The sequence below is a fragment of the Synechococcus sp. MU1643 genome, assembly GCF_020514095.1.
Taxonomy (GTDB): domain Bacteria; phylum Cyanobacteriota; class Cyanobacteriia; order PCC-6307; family Cyanobiaceae; genus Parasynechococcus.
In genome coordinates this window covers 15,160-31,118 of sequence record NZ_VTKY01000007.1, presented here as the reverse complement: position 1 = coordinate 31,118, position 15,959 = coordinate 15,160, and the positions used below count along the sequence as shown (strand labels likewise).

Genomic DNA, 15,959 nt, shown 5'->3' with positions numbered 1-15,959 from the left:
GGAGCTCAGGCGGTATGAAGACAGACGAACGGCGTCAGGCCATCAAGCGACAGCGTGAGCAGCTGATTCAAGACCTGGAAGCGGTGTACATGGCGGCCTTCGATCGCCTGGGGGAACTAGAAGGTGAAGTTGGAGAAGTGAAAGCAGCGCAACTCACCCAGATGATCCTCAACTCCAAAACAGCCGCGATCGAGCCCCTGGAGAAAGAGATCGAAAAACCGGTGATCACCACCCCAGGTGAGGCATGAGCAGCTGGCTGGAGCAATTGGAGCGGGAGCTGGACGCCAGGCTCTCCGCCTTTCTGCGCAACTCCCCCGTCCAGGAGCACCTGTTCAGCGAGCAGCACCTGAAGGACCGGGCTGGTGCCCTGCAACGGCAACGCCATCAGCTGCAGGGCGAAGCGAAGCAGCAACGCCAACAGCTACTGAGGCTGGCCGAGGACGTACGGGCCTGGCGCAGCCGGGTGGAGCGTGCCAGGGCAGCCGACGCAGCCGATCTAGCCGGGCGAGCCGAACAACACCTCACCAGCCTGATGAACCAAGGCCGTGCCCTCTGGGCTGACCTGGAGGATCTGGGACGCCGCTTCAACGAGGTGGAGGGACTGCTGCAGGAGCTTCACCAGCAAAAGCAAACGCCCAGCCCCTCAACACTTGAGAAGGACTGGGCGTTGTTTGAGGCGGAACAGGAGCTTGAACAGCTGCGCCGCGATGCTGGGCTGAGTTAGATCAAGCCTTGGGCGCTGGGGGCTCCAGGCTGACACCGTCGGGCGGAGGTGTGGGATCCGGATCGGCGATCAGCATGTGCTGCAGCACGATTTCAGGGCGCTCACTGTCACGCCAGCGAATGCGATAAGCAGGCATTTTTGTGCCGCGGCTGGTGGTCTGCTCCACCGGCTCCATCACCCATCCCCGACGGGAACGGCCCTGGGGATTCCGCTTGACCACGGCATCAGCGTGCTTGAAGCGAAACCCGACGCGTTCTCCACTCATGGGGATAGAACCATGCCACTCCTCCCATTATTCCACTGAGGGTGGTTCTCCTTGGCGGGACTCGGGCCGCAGCAGCGGGAAGGCGATCACATCCCGAATCGAAGGGCTGTCGGTGAGCAACATCACCAGCCGATCGATGCCGATCCCCAGACCTCCCGTGGGGGGCATACCCACCTCCAGGGCCATGACGAAATCCTCGTCCAACCCTTGGGCCTCCAGATCACCCGCCGCCTTGCGCTCCTGCTGAGCTTCGAGGCGCTGCCGTTGATCCACAGGATCGGTAAGCTCACTGAAGGCATTGGCGTGCTCGCGGCCGACGATGAACAACTCAAAGCGTTCCACCAGGCCAGGCTTGCTGCGATGAGGCCGAGCCAGGGGCGAAATCTCCATCGGGTAATCGGTGACGAAGGTGGGCTGAATCAGGGTCGTCTCCACCGCCTGCTCGAAGGCTTCATTGAGCAGACGGCCCACTGAGTCGGCCAATTCAGGTGCATGCATGCCCTTGGCGGTCATCGCCGCAGCGGCCTCCTCCCGACTGCTGAAGCCATTGAAATCAAGCCCCGTCGCGTCCTGCACGAGCTCGTGCATCGTGGCGCGCCGCCACGGCGGTGCCAGATCGATCGCGGTGCCCTGGTAGGTGATGGAGGTCGTGCCGCAGACCTCTTCACACACCGCGCTGACCATCTGCTCGGTGAGCTCCATCATTCCGACGTAGTCGCTGTAGGCCTGATAGATCTCCACCGAGGTGAACTCGGGGTTGTGGCGGGTGCTGACCCCTTCATTGCGGAAGATCCGACCCAGTTCATACACCCGCTCAAAGCCACCAACCACCAAGCGCTTCAGGTGCAACTCGGTAGCAATCCGCAGTGTGAGGGGCAGGTCGAGGGCGTTGTGATGGGTCTCGAACGGTCGAGCATCAGCACCACCAGGTTCGCTCTGGAGAACCGGGGTCTCGATCTCGAGGAAATCGCGCTGATCGAGCCAGCAGCGAATGCCACTCACCAGGCGAGCCCGGCGCCGGAACGTCTCCCGGCTGTCAGGAGACACCACCAGATCCAAGTAACGCTGGCGGTAGCGCTTCTCTACGTCAGCCAGACCATGCCACTTGTCCGGCAGAGGCTGCAGCGCCTTGGTGAGCATGCGCCAGTCGCTCACCCGTACCGATAGTTCACCGCGGTCGGTGCGGCGCAGGGTGCCGCTCACCCCCAGCCAGTCGCCACTGTCCACCAACGAGGTGATCTGTTTGAACCAACCCTCCTGCTGGGCCTCCAGACCCGCCTTCTCCAGGAACAGCTGAATGGATCCCGTCTCATCGGCCAGGGTGAAAAAAGCCAGCTTTCCCATCACCCGGCGGGTCATCACCCGTCCCGCCACGGAAACAAGCACATCCCGCTCTTCACCCTTGGGCAGATCGGCATGGGCTTCCTGCAGCTCAGCCATACGGTGGCTGGGGCTGAAAGTGAGGGAATAGGGGCCCTGCCCCAGCTCCTCCAATGTCTTTGCCTTTTCAAGACGGGTGTCGCGCAGCTCAGACACAGCAGCAGGTCAGTCGGGCGCCATCCTGCCCTCCCGAGGGTTAATCAACCTGCGGCAGAAGCCTCACCAATGCGTTGGGAGGCATAGCCAATCCCTCGCACCGTCAGGATCAGCTCGGGATTGCGAGGGTCAGGCTCAAGTTTTCCTCGCAAACGCGCCACGTAGACATCCACCACGCGCAGATCGGCTGCACGGCGAGGGGGATAACCCCAAAGCTGCTCCAGAATCTCGGCCCGGGGCACAACATGGCCAGGGTCGCGGAACAGCAACTCGAGCAGACTGAATTCCGTATAGGTGAGGTTGATCCGCTCCGACCCGCGGGTGACTTGGCGTCTGTTGGTGTCCACCACCAAATCGCCAAGCCGCAAAACACCTTGCCCGGTGGGCAGTTCACGGCTTTCAACGACAGCATTGCCCCGGCCCACCCGGCGCAAAATTGTTGAAATACGAGCTTCCAGTTCCTTGGGACTGAAAGGTTTGGGGAGATAGTCGTCGGCTCCCAGATCCAATCCAGCTACACGCTCGGAGATCGCTTCAACAGCGGAAAGGAAAATGATCGGTACGCAGGATTCGGACCGCAGGCGCCGACACACCGCAAAGCCATCCAGCTTGGGCAACATCACATCGAGCACCACCAGATCGGGCGACTCGTTGTGAAACATTTCCAGAGCCTGCTCACCATCTTCTGCGCAGATGACGCGGTAGCCCGACAGCTGCAAGCGCATCACCAGAACGCGTCGGACCGCAGCCTCGTCATCAACGACAAGAATGGTCGCTTTGGGTTGTGAGGGCAGGTTGCCCGTCATCCGAACCAAATCCTTAACGAGGTGCAACCATACCCGTCAGGACATGGAGATAGACATAATCACCCTGGCGTGCAGCTGGTTTACCGATTGTTTTAAGAATTTGGGGTGACCTCAGGCCAGCGAGAACTGGCATATCTGTTCCATTCCGACGCCGCAGCTGTTAAGGCCTGCTCAGGGCTGACCTGGGCCAACATCGATCGCTGCATCTGGGTATAGATGATCTTCTGCAGACGCTTGATGCCCGGTAGGGCCGGCACCAACACCTCGGCCTGGTCCAACGTGCTGACCGACAACAAACGGGCCTGGCGAATCTGACGCTCCGCGGCTGAACCGAGAACCTCCTGATCCAACGCCTCACGAACCCGGGCCAGGGCCTCCAGCGAAGACGGCAACACCCGAGCCTCGGCTGCAAAGCGAGCCTGTTGATCAGCATTAGTGAGAAAAAGCGCCAGATCCACGGCCTCTTGAGCACGGTGGCTCTGAAGCGGCACCACCAAGGTCATCAAAGCCACATTGGCGGTGCCATCTGCACCGGTCACCGGGGGATGGGGCTCCGTCACCGCGGCCACCCCAGGCGCATTTGTCTGAATGCTGCGCAGGAATTCCGCCCCCGTGGCCGCCAGGGCCAAATCACCGCTCTGGAACAACTCAATCGCTCGGCGTTGCCCCTGGCTCACCACCTCGCGAGGCAACAGCCCCTCCCGGTACAGATCACTCCAAAAGCGGAAGGCCCGGAGCCCCGCAGGGCTGTCGAAAGCAGCCCTGCGTTGGGAATCCAACAGGGTCACCCCCATCTGCACCAGGGTTTCAAGGAGTTCTGCTGAGTCATCCGGAACGGTGGTGAGGAAGAGGCCATAGCGGCCAGTGCGCTCGCGGATACGACGGGCAAAGGCCGGAACCTGATCCCATCGTGAGGGCGGCGCTGGGATGCCGGCTTGATCCAACAGGGCCCGGTTCACCAGACTCAGTCGCACCGTGAGGTACCAGGGCAGGGCGATCTGCCCGGCATCGGGGTCGCGGCAGGCCTGCCATACGGATGGCAGATAGCGGCCAGCGGCGTCCGCCGGCAGCAGCGGCGTCAAGTCGGCCAGTCCACCCTTGCTGGCCAGGTTGGCCGCAAAGGGCGGATTGAGGTTCACCACATCCGGGGCCGTGCGAGCAAACACTGCCGCCAGCAACTTGCGCTCCACCGACCCCCAGGGCAGATCCGTCCAGCGCACAGGTGCGCCAGGATGGAGGCGGCTCCAGTCCCCCAAAACGTCCGCGAAATAGGGGTTGAACTTGGGGGCCAATTGCAGGGTCCACAACTCCAATGCCCTGGTCTGTGGGTTTTTAGGAGCGCAAGCCGCGAGTCCCAGGGCCGCTGCCCCCAATAGGAGATCACGACGGCTGAGCCTCATGAGGGAACTCTCCTTCGCCAGAGCAGCAACTGCAAAGACACCAACATCGGCGCCAGCAAACCCGTCACCAGAGCCTGGCACCAAAGGGTATGCAGGCCCCAGCTCTGGGTGAGGGGATCCAACACTCCGTCTTGACGCCACCAGAGCTGAAGGATCAACGACAAACCAATACCCACGGACCCGAGCCAGGCCAAAAAGCCCAGATTCAGGCTGCGTTGGATCGGTGCTGCACGCCGACCCAGCCGTCCCCACCACCAGCCCAGCAGCAGCAGCGCCGGCACCTGACTGACACCCCCCAGATTGAGACCATCCAGGACCAGCCCCAAAACCACACCCGACAACGCCCCCGACACCGGACCATCCACGAGAGCCCAGGGCAACAGCCAGAGCACAGCCCAGGCGGGACCAACCCCATCGATGGCCAACAAAGGCGGCGACGCCAAGGCCAGAAAGGGCACCATCAATGCCGAGGCCACACAGATTGGTTGTCGGTGCAGACGCGTCATGTCAGTAGTTCATCTCAACGGGTCTGCACTTGCACCCAGTCGATCGCCTCCGGTGCTGCTATTAACTGCACCACCGCTACAGGTGCAGGAACAGCCTGTTCATCCACCGACTGGATCACCCCCACCGGCACGTTGGGGGGCAAAAGGGTGCTGGCCGGGGACGTGGCCACCAGATCCCCCGGACGCACGTCGGGGTCCTTTTCGATGAAACGAAGCGACAGACGGCTGCTGCCGCGGCCCACCAGCAATCCGTGGCGGCGGATGCGAGGCAGCCAGACGCCGATCTCATGACCCGGGGCGGTGAGCAACTTCACCCGCGCCGTGGCGGGGGTAACACTGTCGATGCGGCCCACCAAACCGCCGGGGCCAAGAACCGCATCGCTCCGACCAATGCCCTGCAGCGAACCCTTGCCCAGTTGCAATTGCTGCCACCACCCCCGCGACGAGCGGGAGATCACTGCAGCCGAAACGTTGCCTTGCGCTGATCCTTGTTGCTGCAACTCCAGCAGAGCGCGCAAGCGACGGTTGTCGTCTTCCAGCAGCTGCAGGCGAGACCGCTCCTCCAAATCCGTTGCAGCCATGACCCATTCCCGCTGGGCAGACCCAGGCCAGAACGGACGGCTGAGCAGGGCATAGGCATCGATGAAACCAGCACCCTTGCTCAGACGCACCATCAGAAGGCCGGCCACAAGCAGCAGCCAGGGGGTGAGTTGCCCTAATACGCGCCAGCGGCTCTTGCCGGAACGGAGCGTCGGGGCCATCGCTTCAGACGCCTGCCGCGGTTCGGACGAATTCCGGGGTATCCACCACCCGCTGCAGGCGTTTCCAGTCCTCCAGCACCTGACCACATCCGTTCACCACACAGAGCAGAGGGTCTTCGGCGATGTGCACAAAGATGCCGGTCTCATGGCTGATCAGGTCGCTGATGCCCCGCACCAACGCACCACCACCGGCCAGCATGATGCCGCGATCCACGATGTCGGCCGCCAGCTCAGGGGGTGTGCGCTCTAGGGTGCGCTTCACCGCTTCGACAATCACATTGAGCGGTTCGGCGATGGCTTCCCGCAGATCACCGGCCTTGAGATTGATGGTGCGCGGCAAACCAGAGAGCAGGTGCAGACCCCGCACATCCATGGACTGCTGATCGAACTGGTCGTCGGGGAAGGCGGAGCCGATGCGGATCTTGATTTCCTCGGCCGTACGCTCACCCACAACCATGTTGTGCACCTTTTTGAGGTAGACGCTGATGGAGTCGCTGATCTCATCACCGGCGACGCGGACGGATTCACTCAGCACCGTTCCGCCCAGGCTCAACACCGCTACCTCAGTGGTGCCGCCGCCGATATCAACAATCATCGTTCCAACGGGCTCGGTGACCGGAAGGCCCGCGCCGATGGCAGCTGCCACCGGCTCATCAATCAGATGCACTTCACGGGCTCCAGCCATGCCCGCTTCTCGAACGGCGCGACGCTCAACACCGGTCACACCACTGGGAATGCCGACCACGAGCCGAGGAGCCATGATGCCGCGGCCCTCATTACCTTTGGTGATGAAGGTTTTGAGCATCTGCTCAGCGGCATCAAAATCGGCAATCACCCCATCTCGCAACGGGCGGACCGCCCGAATGTTTCCAGGGGTGCGGCCAAGCATCAACTTGGCTTCATCACCCACAGCCATGGTGGTGCCACGCTCGAGATCAAGAGCCACCACTGAGGGCTCCTGCAGCACGATGCCCCGACCGGAAACGTAAATCAGAGTGTTAGCAGTGCCCAGGTCGATGCCGATGTCGCGCGACAGCTGGAATCGACGAAAGAACACAGACACCGCAACCAATACCGCCAGATCATAGGGGCGTTCTCAGTGGTTGCCTGTTGCACCCAGCGGCTTGGGTGGAACTCCTTAAAAGCAGTCACCCAACCGGTGCCGCATCATGAATCCAAATTCAGGAGATGAATTGTCTATGGGCGTTAATTCCGTCACCCTCGTCGGCCGTGCCGGCCGCGATCCCGAAGTGCGTTACTTCGAGTCCGGCAGCATGGTGGCCAACCTCACCATGGCGGTGAACCGTCGCAGCCGCGACGATGAACCCGACTGGTTCAACCTCGAGATCTGGGGCAAGCAGGCCCAGGTTGCCGCGGATTACGTGAAGAAGGGATCCCTGCTCGGCATCATCGGCAGCTTCAAGCTGGATCGCTGGACCGACCGTGCCAGCGGTGAAGAACGCAGCAAGCCTGTGGTCCGTGTTGACCGGCTCGAACTGCTCGGCTCCAAACGCGACAGCCAGGATGCCGCCGGCAGCTTTGGCGGCCAGGCCTCCGATGAGGACATCCCCTTCTGAGCCCCCGGCCAGAGAGAGGCCCCAGCGCCGGTGATCAGTTGGAAGACTGACGCCGGCGCCAGATGCGCAGGCCCACCCAAATCGCGCCAGCCAGCACCGACACCACTAGCAGCACCTTCACAGCTTTGGAGACAGGGTCAATCCAAAGCTCAACGTTGCTGTAGCCCTCTCCGAGAACCATGCCGGCCACGGTGAGCAGGGACGTCCAGATCAGGCTGCCAGCGGTGGTCCAGATCAGGAATGGCGCCATAGGCATCATTTCAATGCCGGCCGGCACTGAGATCAGCGTGCGAATGCCAGGCACCAGACGCCCCCAGAACACCAGGGCAGTGCCGTAACGGCTAAACCAGCGGCGGCTGCGGGCCAACTCATCGGCACTAATGCCAATCCAGCGACCGTGACGTTGCAACCAAGCTTCGATCCGTTCCTCGTTGATCAACCTTCCGATGCCGTACCAGGGCAAGGCGCCGAGGACCGTGCCCAGCAAACCGGCCAGCACCACAGGCACGAGGTCAAGCTGACCCTGCTGCACATAGAAACCGCCGAGGGGCATAATCAGCTCGGACGGGATCGGCGGGAACAGATTCTCGAGAAACATCGCCGCGAAAATCGCGGTGTAACCCAGCCACTGGTTCGCCTCAACCGCATGGCCGATCAACTCCGGCAGCTGTGTGATCAGATCAGAAAGCCCCATGGAGACTGCGCTGGATGGCGCAAGTCTTCCATGGGGCCGTGAAGATCAGATTCCGATCCGCTGGATCTTGATCAGTAGCGGTAGTGGTCGGGCTTGTAGGGGCCTTCCACCGGGACGTTGATGTAATCGGCCTGGTCCTTGCTGAGCTCAGTGAGCTTGGCGCCGATGCGGCCGAGGTGAAGGCGAGCCACCATCTCGTCTAGGTGCTTGGGCAGCACGTACACCTCTTCGCCGTACTCGTCGCCCTTGGTGAACAGCTCGATCTGAGCCAACACTTGGTTGGTGAAGGAGTTGCTCATCACAAAACTGGGGTGGCCGGTGGCGCATCCCAGGTTCACCAGACGGCCTTCCGCCAGCAGGATGATCCTGTTACCGCTGGGCAGGGTGATGTGGTCGACCTGAGGCTTGATGTTCTCCCACTCGTACGCCTTGAGGGAAGCGACATCGATCTCGTTATCGAAGTGGCCGATGTTGCAGACGATGGCCTCGTCTTTCATCTTCACCAGATGCTCGTTGCGGATCACCTGGTAGTTGCCGGTGGCGGTGACAAAGATGTCCATGTCTTCGACCACTTCCTCGAGACGCACCACTCGGTAACCCTCCATGGCGGCCTGAAGGGCGCAGATCGGATCCACTTCCGCAATGCAGACGGTGGCACCCAGACCACGCAGGGACTGAGCTGAGCCCTTGCCCACATCGCCGTAGCCGATCACCAAGGCCTGCTTGCCAGCCACCATCACGTCAGTGGCGCGCTTAATGCTGTCCACCAGCGACTCGCGGCAGCCATAGAGGTTGTCGAACTTGCTCTTGGTGACCGAGTCGTTGACGTTGATGGCAGGAAAGGGAAGTTGACCACTTTTCTGCATCTTGTACAGACGCGCTACACCTGTGGTGGTCTCCTCGGTCACTCCCTGGATCTGGGCCTTGGTGCGGGAATAGAAGATGGGGTCCTGGGCCAGCTTCTTCTTGATCGAAGCGAACAGGAAGGTCTCCTCTTCGTTGCTGGGGTTATCGAGAACAGTGATGTCCTGCTCAGCCTTGCTGCCGAGCATCACCAGACCAGTGGCATCGCCGCCGTCGTCCAGGATCATGTTGGGGGAGCCGCCGTCACCCCACTCGAGGATGCGGTGGGTGTAATCCCAGTACTCCTCCAGGGTCTCGCCTTTGACGGCGAAGACCGGAATGCCCTTGGCGGCGATGGCCGCAGCGGCATGGTCCTGGGTGGAGAAGATGTTGCAGGAGGCCCAGCGGACTTCTGCTCCAAGCTCCACCAGGGTCTCGATCAGAACCGCGGTCTGAATCGTCATGTGCAGAGAGCCAGCGATGCGGGCACCCTGCAGAGGCTTCTCGCTGCCGTACTTCTCGCGCAACGCCATCAGACCGGGCATCTCGGTCTCGGCAATGTTGAGCTCCTTGCGGCCGAAATCGGCTTGGTTGATGTCGGCAATGACGAAATCTATGCCGAGCTTCAGCTCAGCCGAGGACGTGGGCGCTGCCACCATGGTTTTAATGCTCCCTAAAGCAAACGTGGAGTTGAATCTCTGCAGAGACGCCGAGGCTTCGGGCTCGCTTGAGCCGGACTCTACAGGGCATGTCTGGGCTCTTGAGACCCTTGAGACGACCCGGGCCCTGGGCCGATCCCTCGCTCGCGAACTTCCACGTGAAGCAATTCTTCTACTCAGTGGCCCCCTGGGGGCCGGCAAAACATCGCTGGTGCAGGGGCTGGCCGAAGGCCTCGGGATCAGCGAGCCGATCACCAGTCCCACCTTTGCCCTGGCGCAGCACTATCCCCAGGGGCAGCCGCAGCTGATGCACCTCGATCTCTATCGCCTCGAGGACACAGCTTCCGCCGATGAACTGTTTCTGCAGGAGGAGGAAGAAGCGCGCGCGGTAGGGGCGTTGATGGCGGTGGAGTGGCCGGAACGGCTGGGCCTCGAGCTGCCGGAAGCCTGGCGCCTCGAGCTGTGTCACCAGGACGAGGGCCGACTGGCTCAGCTCACTCCCCCCAGGAACTGCTCCACCTGAGCCTGCGTGGGCTGGGGATCAATCCCACCGGCACCGCCACAGACCAACGCACCACAGGCGGCTGCAAAACGGATGCGTTCCCGGGGAGCTGCTTCCCAACGGTGCAACAGACCGGCCGTGAAGGCATCGCCAGCACCGGTTGTGTCGACGACGGTGGGAGGCTGAAAGGCGCCCTGCTGACCTGAGTCGTCAGCCAATTGCCAGCGCACCGGGGCCGCTCCATCTGTGACCACCACATCGGGCCGCTGGGGTAAGGCCTGCTGGATCGCACCGGGGTCGTCGGTCTTGAAGAACCAAAGCGCTTCTTCCCGCGCCAACTTGATCAAGGCTGCCTGGTCCAGGAGCGGTTGAATCGCCACCTTCGCCGCTGCGGACGGTCCCGCCTCGGGATCAGCCGTGGCATCCCAGAACGTGGGACGCCAGTTCACATCGAGGGCAATCGCCGTGCCCTGGCTCTGGGCCTGGCGTACGGCCGATAGCAGGGCCGAGGCCGACATTGGCGCCGCCAGCGGCAGCGTGCCGATCAACAACCATTGGGCCTGGGGTAAGGCAGCCGGCTCCAGAGCCTGGTCTGCGAAACCGGTTCCTTCATCCCCGGCAAAGCCCTGAAACTGCCGTTCCCCATCCCGCGCACGGCGCACCAGCACGATTCGGCTGGGACGCTCGTCATCCCTCTGAAGCAGCGCGGTCTGCAGACCACGCTCAACAAACAACCTGGAAAAGGCCTTGCCAATGGCGTCCTGCCCCAAGCGACCGGCAAACGCCACGGGGGTGCCCAAACGGGCCAAACCACAGGCCACATTCGCCGGTGCTCCTCCCAGACGGTCGTCCACCGGCCGATCCACTGCCGGATCACCTCCGGGCGGCCCAAGCCGATCGATCAGGGCTTCACCAAGACAGACGACAACGGGACCAAGCGCCATCCGACCGCATCAGGACCTTCCCTAAGGGTGGGCAGAGCTGCCCGCCCTGCCAAGCAGCACCTCAATGATCCGAGCATTGGCGGCTGGAAAGGCGTAATTCCCCAGATCATCTGGGCTCACCCAACGCACCTGCTGACTGGCGAGGGGCTGCGGCTCCCCCGACACCCAGTCGCAGAGATGAACCACGAAGCGCAGCTTCTTGTGGCTGTAGGCGTGATCCACCGTGATCAGTTCAGCGCCCACCGTCACCGCAATGCCGAGTTCCTCCTGCAATTCGCGGGCAATGCAGATTTCAACCGTTTCGCCCTGCTCCTGTTTGCCACCGGGGAACTCCCACATCCCCCCCAGCAGCCCTTCCTCCAAGCGCTGGTCAATCAACACCTCCCCCGCCGCGTTGAGCACGACACCGACACCAATCACCTGGAAAGGCAGGGGCTTGGGGACATCGGTCACGGGCCAGCGGCAGGGATCGCCGGCAGCGTAAGCAGCGCAGTGGGATTGCCAGGGGCAGCGGGAGCAGTCCGGCTGGCGGGGTGTGCAAAGCGTGGCCCCCAGGTCCATCAACGCCTGGTTGGTATCCCGTGGCCGAACCGGATCAAGCAGGGCCTCACTCCAACACCAGAACAGGGCGTCGTCGCGGACCGGCGGGCGCGGATGGGCCGTCAATCGCGCCAGCACCCGTTTGACGTTGCCATCCAGGATCGGCAACGGTGCGTTGAAGGCACTGGAGAGGATGCTGCCGGCGGTGGTACGGCCGATGCCCGGCAACGCCATCCACTCGTCCAAGTTGCGGGGCCAAGGCCCGCCCACCAACCGCTGCGCCGCCTCATGCAGCCGGCGGGCCCGGGAGTAATAGCCAAGGCCCTGCCACTGCAGCCGCACCTCATCCAGGGACGCCGCGGCCAGCGCCTCGACAGTGGGAAACGCCTCCATCCAACGCATCCAATAGGGGAGCGCGACGGCCAACTGGGTCTGCTGCAGCATCACCTCGGCGATCCAGATGCCGTAGGGATCGAGCTGATGATCCGGCGCTGGACACACGCCACCAGGCAACTGCTTCCAGGGCATACCGCCGCGGCCATGGCGCTCCCACCAGGCCAGCAAGGCTGTCGACAGAACAGCAGCATCGGCCTCGGTCAACGCGTCCATGAGTTCGCAATTGGTGTCAGAGCAGGGCTTGAGCAACGACCGTCCATCCAAGTACTTCGCTCGCCAGGATGCACCGGCGCAGAAAGTCAAGGTGTGGGCCCAAGCAACAACCTCTGGAGCTGGAACGAACGATCAATTGGTTGGAGCCTGATGGGCGATGCCAATGCGGAAGAAGCGGTGTTGCTGATTCATGGCTTCGGGGCCAACACCAACCACTGGCGTTTCAACCAGCCAGTGCTGGCCGAACTTCTTCCTACCTACGCTATCGATCTGCTCGGCTTCGGGCGCAGCGATCAGCCCCGGGCCCGCTTGCAAGACGAAGCAATCACAGCGGATGCTGTTCACTACGGCTTTGATCTCTGGGGCCAGCAGGTGGCTGACTTCTGCGATGCGGTGGTGCAACGGCCGGTACTACTGGTGGGCAACTCGATCGGCGGGGTTGTCGCCCTCCGTGCCGCCCATCTGTTGGGCGAGAACTGCCGTGGCGTGGTGCTGATCGACTGCGCTCAACGCTTGATGGACGACAAGCAACTGGCCACACAACCAGCATGGATGGCCTGGATCCGGCCGCTGCTGAAAACGATGGTGCGGCAGCGCTGGCTCAGCACCGCACTATTCCGCAATGCAGCACGACCTGGAGTGATTAGCAGCGTGTTGAGGCAGGCCTACCCCAGTGGCGCAAACATCGACGACGACTTGGTGAATCTGCTGTACCAACCCACCCAACGCGACGGTGCCACCGAAGCCTTTAGAGGCTTCATCAACCTGTTCGACGATTATTTGGCACCACACTTGATGGAAGAACTAAGCCTTCCAGTTGATCTGATCTGGGGCAAACAGGATCCATGGGAGCCCATCGCTGAGGCCGAAAGCTGGGAACAGACCTTGAGCTGCGTTCGATCACTAACAGTGATTGAAAATGCAGGCCATTGCCCTCACGACGAAGCACCGGATCAAGTGAATCGAGTGCTGCAACGGCTAATCAAAACAAAAACAACTCAGCAGGCGACGTAAGCCTCAACCTGATCACTCACACGGCGCAAACCGGCAAGACCATCCCGCTCCAGATTGCGGACACGGTCGCGGCTCATACCAAGAACCCGACCGATGCCGGTGAGGCTCATCGGATCTTCCCCGTCCATGCCATAGCGCATACGCAGCACCTGCTCTTGCAGATGAGGCAACTGACCAAGGAGGCTGCGCAGATCTCCTTTCAAGCAATCCTCTTCAACTTGGTCATTAGGCAGATCGCCATCGCCGGAGAGTAATTCCAACAATTCGGTGTCGTCGCCATCACCAACTTTCATCTCCAGGCTCACCGGCTGCCTGGCGCGGCACATCAGGTCCTTGACGTCGTCCTCCGGAAGCTCGACAAATTCGGCTAGTTCGATGACCGTAGGCGTGCGGCCCAGCTCTTGGCTCAGCTCTCGCTGGCCCTTCTTGAGCTTATTCAACATCTCGGTGATATGAATTGGCAGCCGGATCGTGCGGCTCTTTTCCGCAATGGCCCGGGTGATGCCCTGGCGAATCCACCAATAGGCATAGGTGGAAAACTTGTAACCCCGGGTGGGATCGAACTTTTCAACACCACGGACTAATCCGATGGTTCCTTCCTGGATCAAATCCAGAAGTTCCATATTCCGCTTGGTGTACTTCTTGGCCACGCTCACTACCAGCCTCAGGTTGGCGGCAACCATGCGCTCCTTGGCGCGACGACCGTTCTGCAGCTTGCGCTTGAGTTGTATTGAGGACAGCCCTGACGCCTTCGCCAGCTGGTCGCGACTGGGCTTTTCGCCAGCCTTGCTCTCCAGTTCAGACTCGAGAGATTCCAGATCCATCAACTCCTGCACCTGGCGGCCCAGAGTAATTTCCTGCTCGTGGGTCAGGAGGGGAACGCGGCCAATGTCACGCAGGTAGGAGCGGACCAGATCTACGTCAGCCGTGATGGCTTTTGCTGCTTTCGAAGCAGTTTTGGGCTTGGAAGCAGCGGTCGCAGCCGGAGCCATGGAGTGCTTCTTTGAGTTATGTGAACAGTACTCCTAAGAAACGTAAACAGACTCTCAGAAAGCTCCCAGGAGGAAGAAATGAGTAGAAATACTTGTGGCTTGCACCAGCTGCGGCAGGTGGATCAGAAGCCACCCCGCCGTCTTCAAGTAGATCAGCGTTCCAGCAACGTCGGTGCAGGTGGTAATGAAGGGCGTCGACATCAGGGCTGGATCCAGACCCATGCGGTCAAACAGCAGCGGAAACGCTGCACCGGCCGTCGCCGCCAGGGTGGTGATCGCCAGCAGGCTCATCCCCACGGAGAGGCCCACCAAAGCGCTTTCCCCGCGCCACCAGGCAAAGGGAACCACCAGCAGCAGCATCAACACCCCCAGCAACGCCCCCGCCATTGCTTCGCGGCCAATCGCCCGCAAGGGTCCGAGGTTGGAGATGCTCTGGGTACTCAAACCGCGGATGACCACCGTGGAGCTCTGGGCCCCCACGTTGCCGCCGGTGCCACCGAGCAAGGGAATGAATGCCGCCAGCAAGACCACCCGCTGCAGCACGTCCTCATTCGCGGCAATCACTTCTGATGTGAAAAAGCTGGCGAGGACCAGCACCGCCAGCCACACCACACGGCGGCGAGCAACGGTGAACAAGTTGCTGCTGAAGTAATCGTCGTCGTCACCAGCCTGCACCGCGCCGGCGGCGTAAAGATCACGGGTGGCCTCCTGCTCGATCACATCGATCACGTCGTCCACCGTGACGATGCCCACCAGACGCTGTTCCAGATCCACCACGGGAACAGCAAGGAAGTCGTAGCGCTGAATCGTGCGCGCCACCTTTTCCTGATCCGTGTCGGTGCTGACGCTGAGCACCTCCGCAGTCATCACATCGCAGATGCGGGCCTGGGGCTCTGCCGTCACCAGATCCCGGAGCGAGAGAATGCCGGTGAGGCGTCGCTTCGCATCAGTGACATACAACGAATAAATCGTCTCGGTGTCGCGGGCACGCCGCCGCACGATCTCCAACGCCAACGCTGCCGTCTGGTTTTCCTTGAAGGCGATGTACTCGGTCGTCATCAGACGCCCGGCCGTCTCCGCGCGGTAACCCAGTAATTCAGCGGTCACCTTGCGTTCATCCGGGCTGAGCTCGCTCAGCAGCTGGCGCACCACCTTGGCAGGCAGTTCCTCAAACAATCGGGCGCGGTCATCCGGCGACATCTCCTCCATCACCTCCCGCATCTCGCCGGAACGCAGCAGGCTCAGCAGGCTCTGTTGGGTAACAGTGTCGAGGTACTCATAAACGCTTATGGCTTCATCTTTACTGAGCAGACGAAAAGCAATGGCCTGCAGGTTGGCTGGAAGATTGCCAATCGCTTCAGCGATGTCCACCGGCTGCACGGGTTCCAGCAACAGTTTCACGGCGTCGTAGTTACCCGCCTGGAGCATCGCGACGAGCTCATGGGAAACCGCCTCGGCCAGTAACTCGGGCTCCACGCTCACGCAAGCACTGCTCAGCCCCGATGCCTCCGTCATGCCCTCCTCCGGCCGGGAGCCCAGTGTATGGCCGCTACAGCCAGTTAACCTCTGCGCTCCATCTCTGTTCCA

The 15,959-nt window shown here is 61.7% G+C and carries 18 protein-coding genes; 5 read left to right on the top strand and 13 right to left on the bottom strand.

What is annotated here, in order from left to right:
• Nucleotides 1-14: 14 nt before the first annotated feature.
• The gene (locus FZX09_RS10225) at nt 15-248 is read left to right on the top strand and encodes a hercynine metabolism small protein (protein ID WP_038551723.1); all 234 of its coding nucleotides are present in this window, start codon (nt 15-17) and stop codon (nt 246-248) included.
• Entirely contained in the window at nt 245-724 is a 480-nt protein-coding gene (locus FZX09_RS10220) for a hercynine metabolism protein (protein WP_226402516.1), read from the top strand. The genes FZX09_RS10225 and FZX09_RS10220 overlap by 4 nt, the downstream gene beginning before the upstream one ends.
• 1 nt (nt 725) lies before the next feature.
• Here the strand turns inward: FZX09_RS10220 and FZX09_RS10215 are convergent, their stop codons facing one another.
• The 7 genes from FZX09_RS10215 to FZX09_RS10185 all read right to left on the bottom strand — a co-directional run bounded on the left by FZX09_RS10215 (nt 726) and on the right by FZX09_RS10185 (nt 7,055).
• Complete coding sequence (locus FZX09_RS10215; protein ID WP_226402514.1) at nt 726-989, bottom strand: hypothetical protein; 264 nt, start codon at nt 987-989, stop codon at nt 726-728.
• Between the two features lie 27 nt (nt 990-1,016).
• Nucleotides 1,017-2,525 carry a lysine--tRNA ligase gene (gene lysS / locus FZX09_RS10210; RefSeq protein ID WP_226402512.1) on the bottom strand — a complete coding sequence of 503 codons (1,509 nt, stop codon included), beginning with the start codon at nt 2,523-2,525 and terminating at the stop codon, nt 1,017-1,019.
• 44 nt (nt 2,526-2,569) lie between these two features.
• Nucleotides 2,570-3,331 carry a response regulator transcription factor RpaB gene (gene rpaB, locus FZX09_RS10205; RefSeq protein WP_226402510.1) on the bottom strand — a complete coding sequence of 254 codons (762 nt, stop codon included), beginning with the start codon at nt 3,329-3,331 and terminating at the stop codon, nt 2,570-2,572.
• Nucleotides 3,332-3,423: 92 nt separating this feature from the next.
• Nucleotides 3,424-4,731: a sugar ABC transporter substrate-binding protein gene (locus FZX09_RS10200; protein ID WP_226402508.1), complete on the bottom strand. Its 1,308-nt coding sequence runs from the start codon at nt 4,729-4,731 to the stop codon at nt 3,424-3,426.
• Nucleotides 4,728-5,237 carry a rod shape-determining protein MreD gene (locus FZX09_RS10195; protein WP_226402506.1) on the bottom strand — a complete coding sequence of 170 codons (510 nt, stop codon included), beginning with the start codon at nt 5,235-5,237 and terminating at the stop codon, nt 4,728-4,730. The genes FZX09_RS10200 and FZX09_RS10195 overlap by 4 nt, the downstream gene beginning before the upstream one ends.
• A 14-nt stretch (nt 5,238-5,251) precedes the next feature.
• Complete coding sequence (mreC, locus tag FZX09_RS10190) at nt 5,252-5,998, bottom strand: rod shape-determining protein MreC (RefSeq protein ID WP_226402504.1); 747 nt, start codon at nt 5,996-5,998, stop codon at nt 5,252-5,254.
• 4 nt (nt 5,999-6,002) lie between these two features.
• Nucleotides 6,003-7,055: a rod shape-determining protein gene (locus tag FZX09_RS10185; protein WP_226402584.1), complete on the bottom strand. Its 1,053-nt coding sequence runs from the start codon at nt 7,053-7,055 to the stop codon at nt 6,003-6,005.
• A gap of 142 nt (nt 7,056-7,197) precedes the next feature.
• Here FZX09_RS10185 and FZX09_RS10180 point away from each other — a divergent pair, with 142 nt between their 5' ends.
• Nucleotides 7,198-7,575, top strand: a complete 378-nt coding sequence (locus FZX09_RS10180) for a single-stranded DNA-binding protein (RefSeq protein WP_226402502.1) — start codon at nt 7,198-7,200, stop codon at nt 7,573-7,575.
• 34 nt (nt 7,576-7,609) lie between these two features.
• On the opposite strand, the gene FZX09_RS10175 is transcribed toward FZX09_RS10180, so the two are convergent.
• Nucleotides 7,610-8,269, bottom strand: coding sequence for a DedA family protein (locus FZX09_RS10175; protein ID WP_226402500.1), 660 nt, complete (start codon nt 8,267-8,269; stop codon nt 7,610-7,612).
• A 71-nt stretch (nt 8,270-8,340) separates the two neighbouring features.
• On the bottom strand, nt 8,341-9,771 hold the full coding sequence (gene ahcY / locus FZX09_RS10170) for an adenosylhomocysteinase (RefSeq protein ID WP_226402498.1): 1,431 nt from the start codon (nt 9,769-9,771) through the stop codon (nt 8,341-8,343).
• A gap of 7 nt (nt 9,772-9,778) precedes the next feature.
• Here ahcY and tsaE point away from each other — a divergent pair, with 7 nt between their 5' ends.
• Nucleotides 9,779-10,294 (top strand): tRNA (adenosine(37)-N6)-threonylcarbamoyltransferase complex ATPase subunit type 1 TsaE, encoded by a 516-nt coding sequence (tsaE, locus tag FZX09_RS10165; RefSeq protein WP_226402582.1) that lies wholly within the window; start codon nt 9,779-9,781, stop codon nt 10,292-10,294.
• Here the strand turns inward: tsaE and FZX09_RS10160 are convergent.
• Nucleotides 10,261-11,217: a carbohydrate kinase gene (locus FZX09_RS10160; protein ID WP_226402496.1), complete on the bottom strand. Its 957-nt coding sequence runs from the start codon at nt 11,215-11,217 to the stop codon at nt 10,261-10,263. The genes tsaE and FZX09_RS10160 overlap by 34 nt on opposite strands.
• 21 nt (nt 11,218-11,238) lie before the next feature.
• Nucleotides 11,239-12,366 carry an 8-oxo-dGTP diphosphatase MutT gene (gene mutT / locus FZX09_RS10155; RefSeq protein ID WP_226402494.1) on the bottom strand — a complete coding sequence of 376 codons (1,128 nt, stop codon included), beginning with the start codon at nt 12,364-12,366 and terminating at the stop codon, nt 11,239-11,241.
• 150 nt (nt 12,367-12,516) lie between these two features.
• On the opposite strand from mutT, the gene FZX09_RS10150 reads away from it, so the two are divergent.
• Nucleotides 12,517-13,380, top strand: a complete 864-nt coding sequence (locus FZX09_RS10150; protein ID WP_226402580.1) for an alpha/beta fold hydrolase — start codon at nt 12,517-12,519, stop codon at nt 13,378-13,380.
• Here the strand turns inward: FZX09_RS10150 and FZX09_RS10145 are convergent.
• Nucleotides 13,365-14,372, bottom strand: coding sequence for an RpoD/SigA family RNA polymerase sigma factor (locus tag FZX09_RS10145; protein ID WP_226402492.1), 1,008 nt, complete (start codon nt 14,370-14,372; stop codon nt 13,365-13,367). The two genes, FZX09_RS10150 and FZX09_RS10145, sit on opposite strands and share 16 nt — an antisense overlap.
• A 54-nt stretch (nt 14,373-14,426) precedes the next feature.
• Entirely contained in the window at nt 14,427-15,887 is a 1,461-nt protein-coding gene (gene mgtE, locus FZX09_RS10140; RefSeq protein ID WP_226402490.1) for a magnesium transporter, read from the bottom strand.
• Between the last annotated feature and the right edge of the window lie 72 nt (nt 15,888-15,959).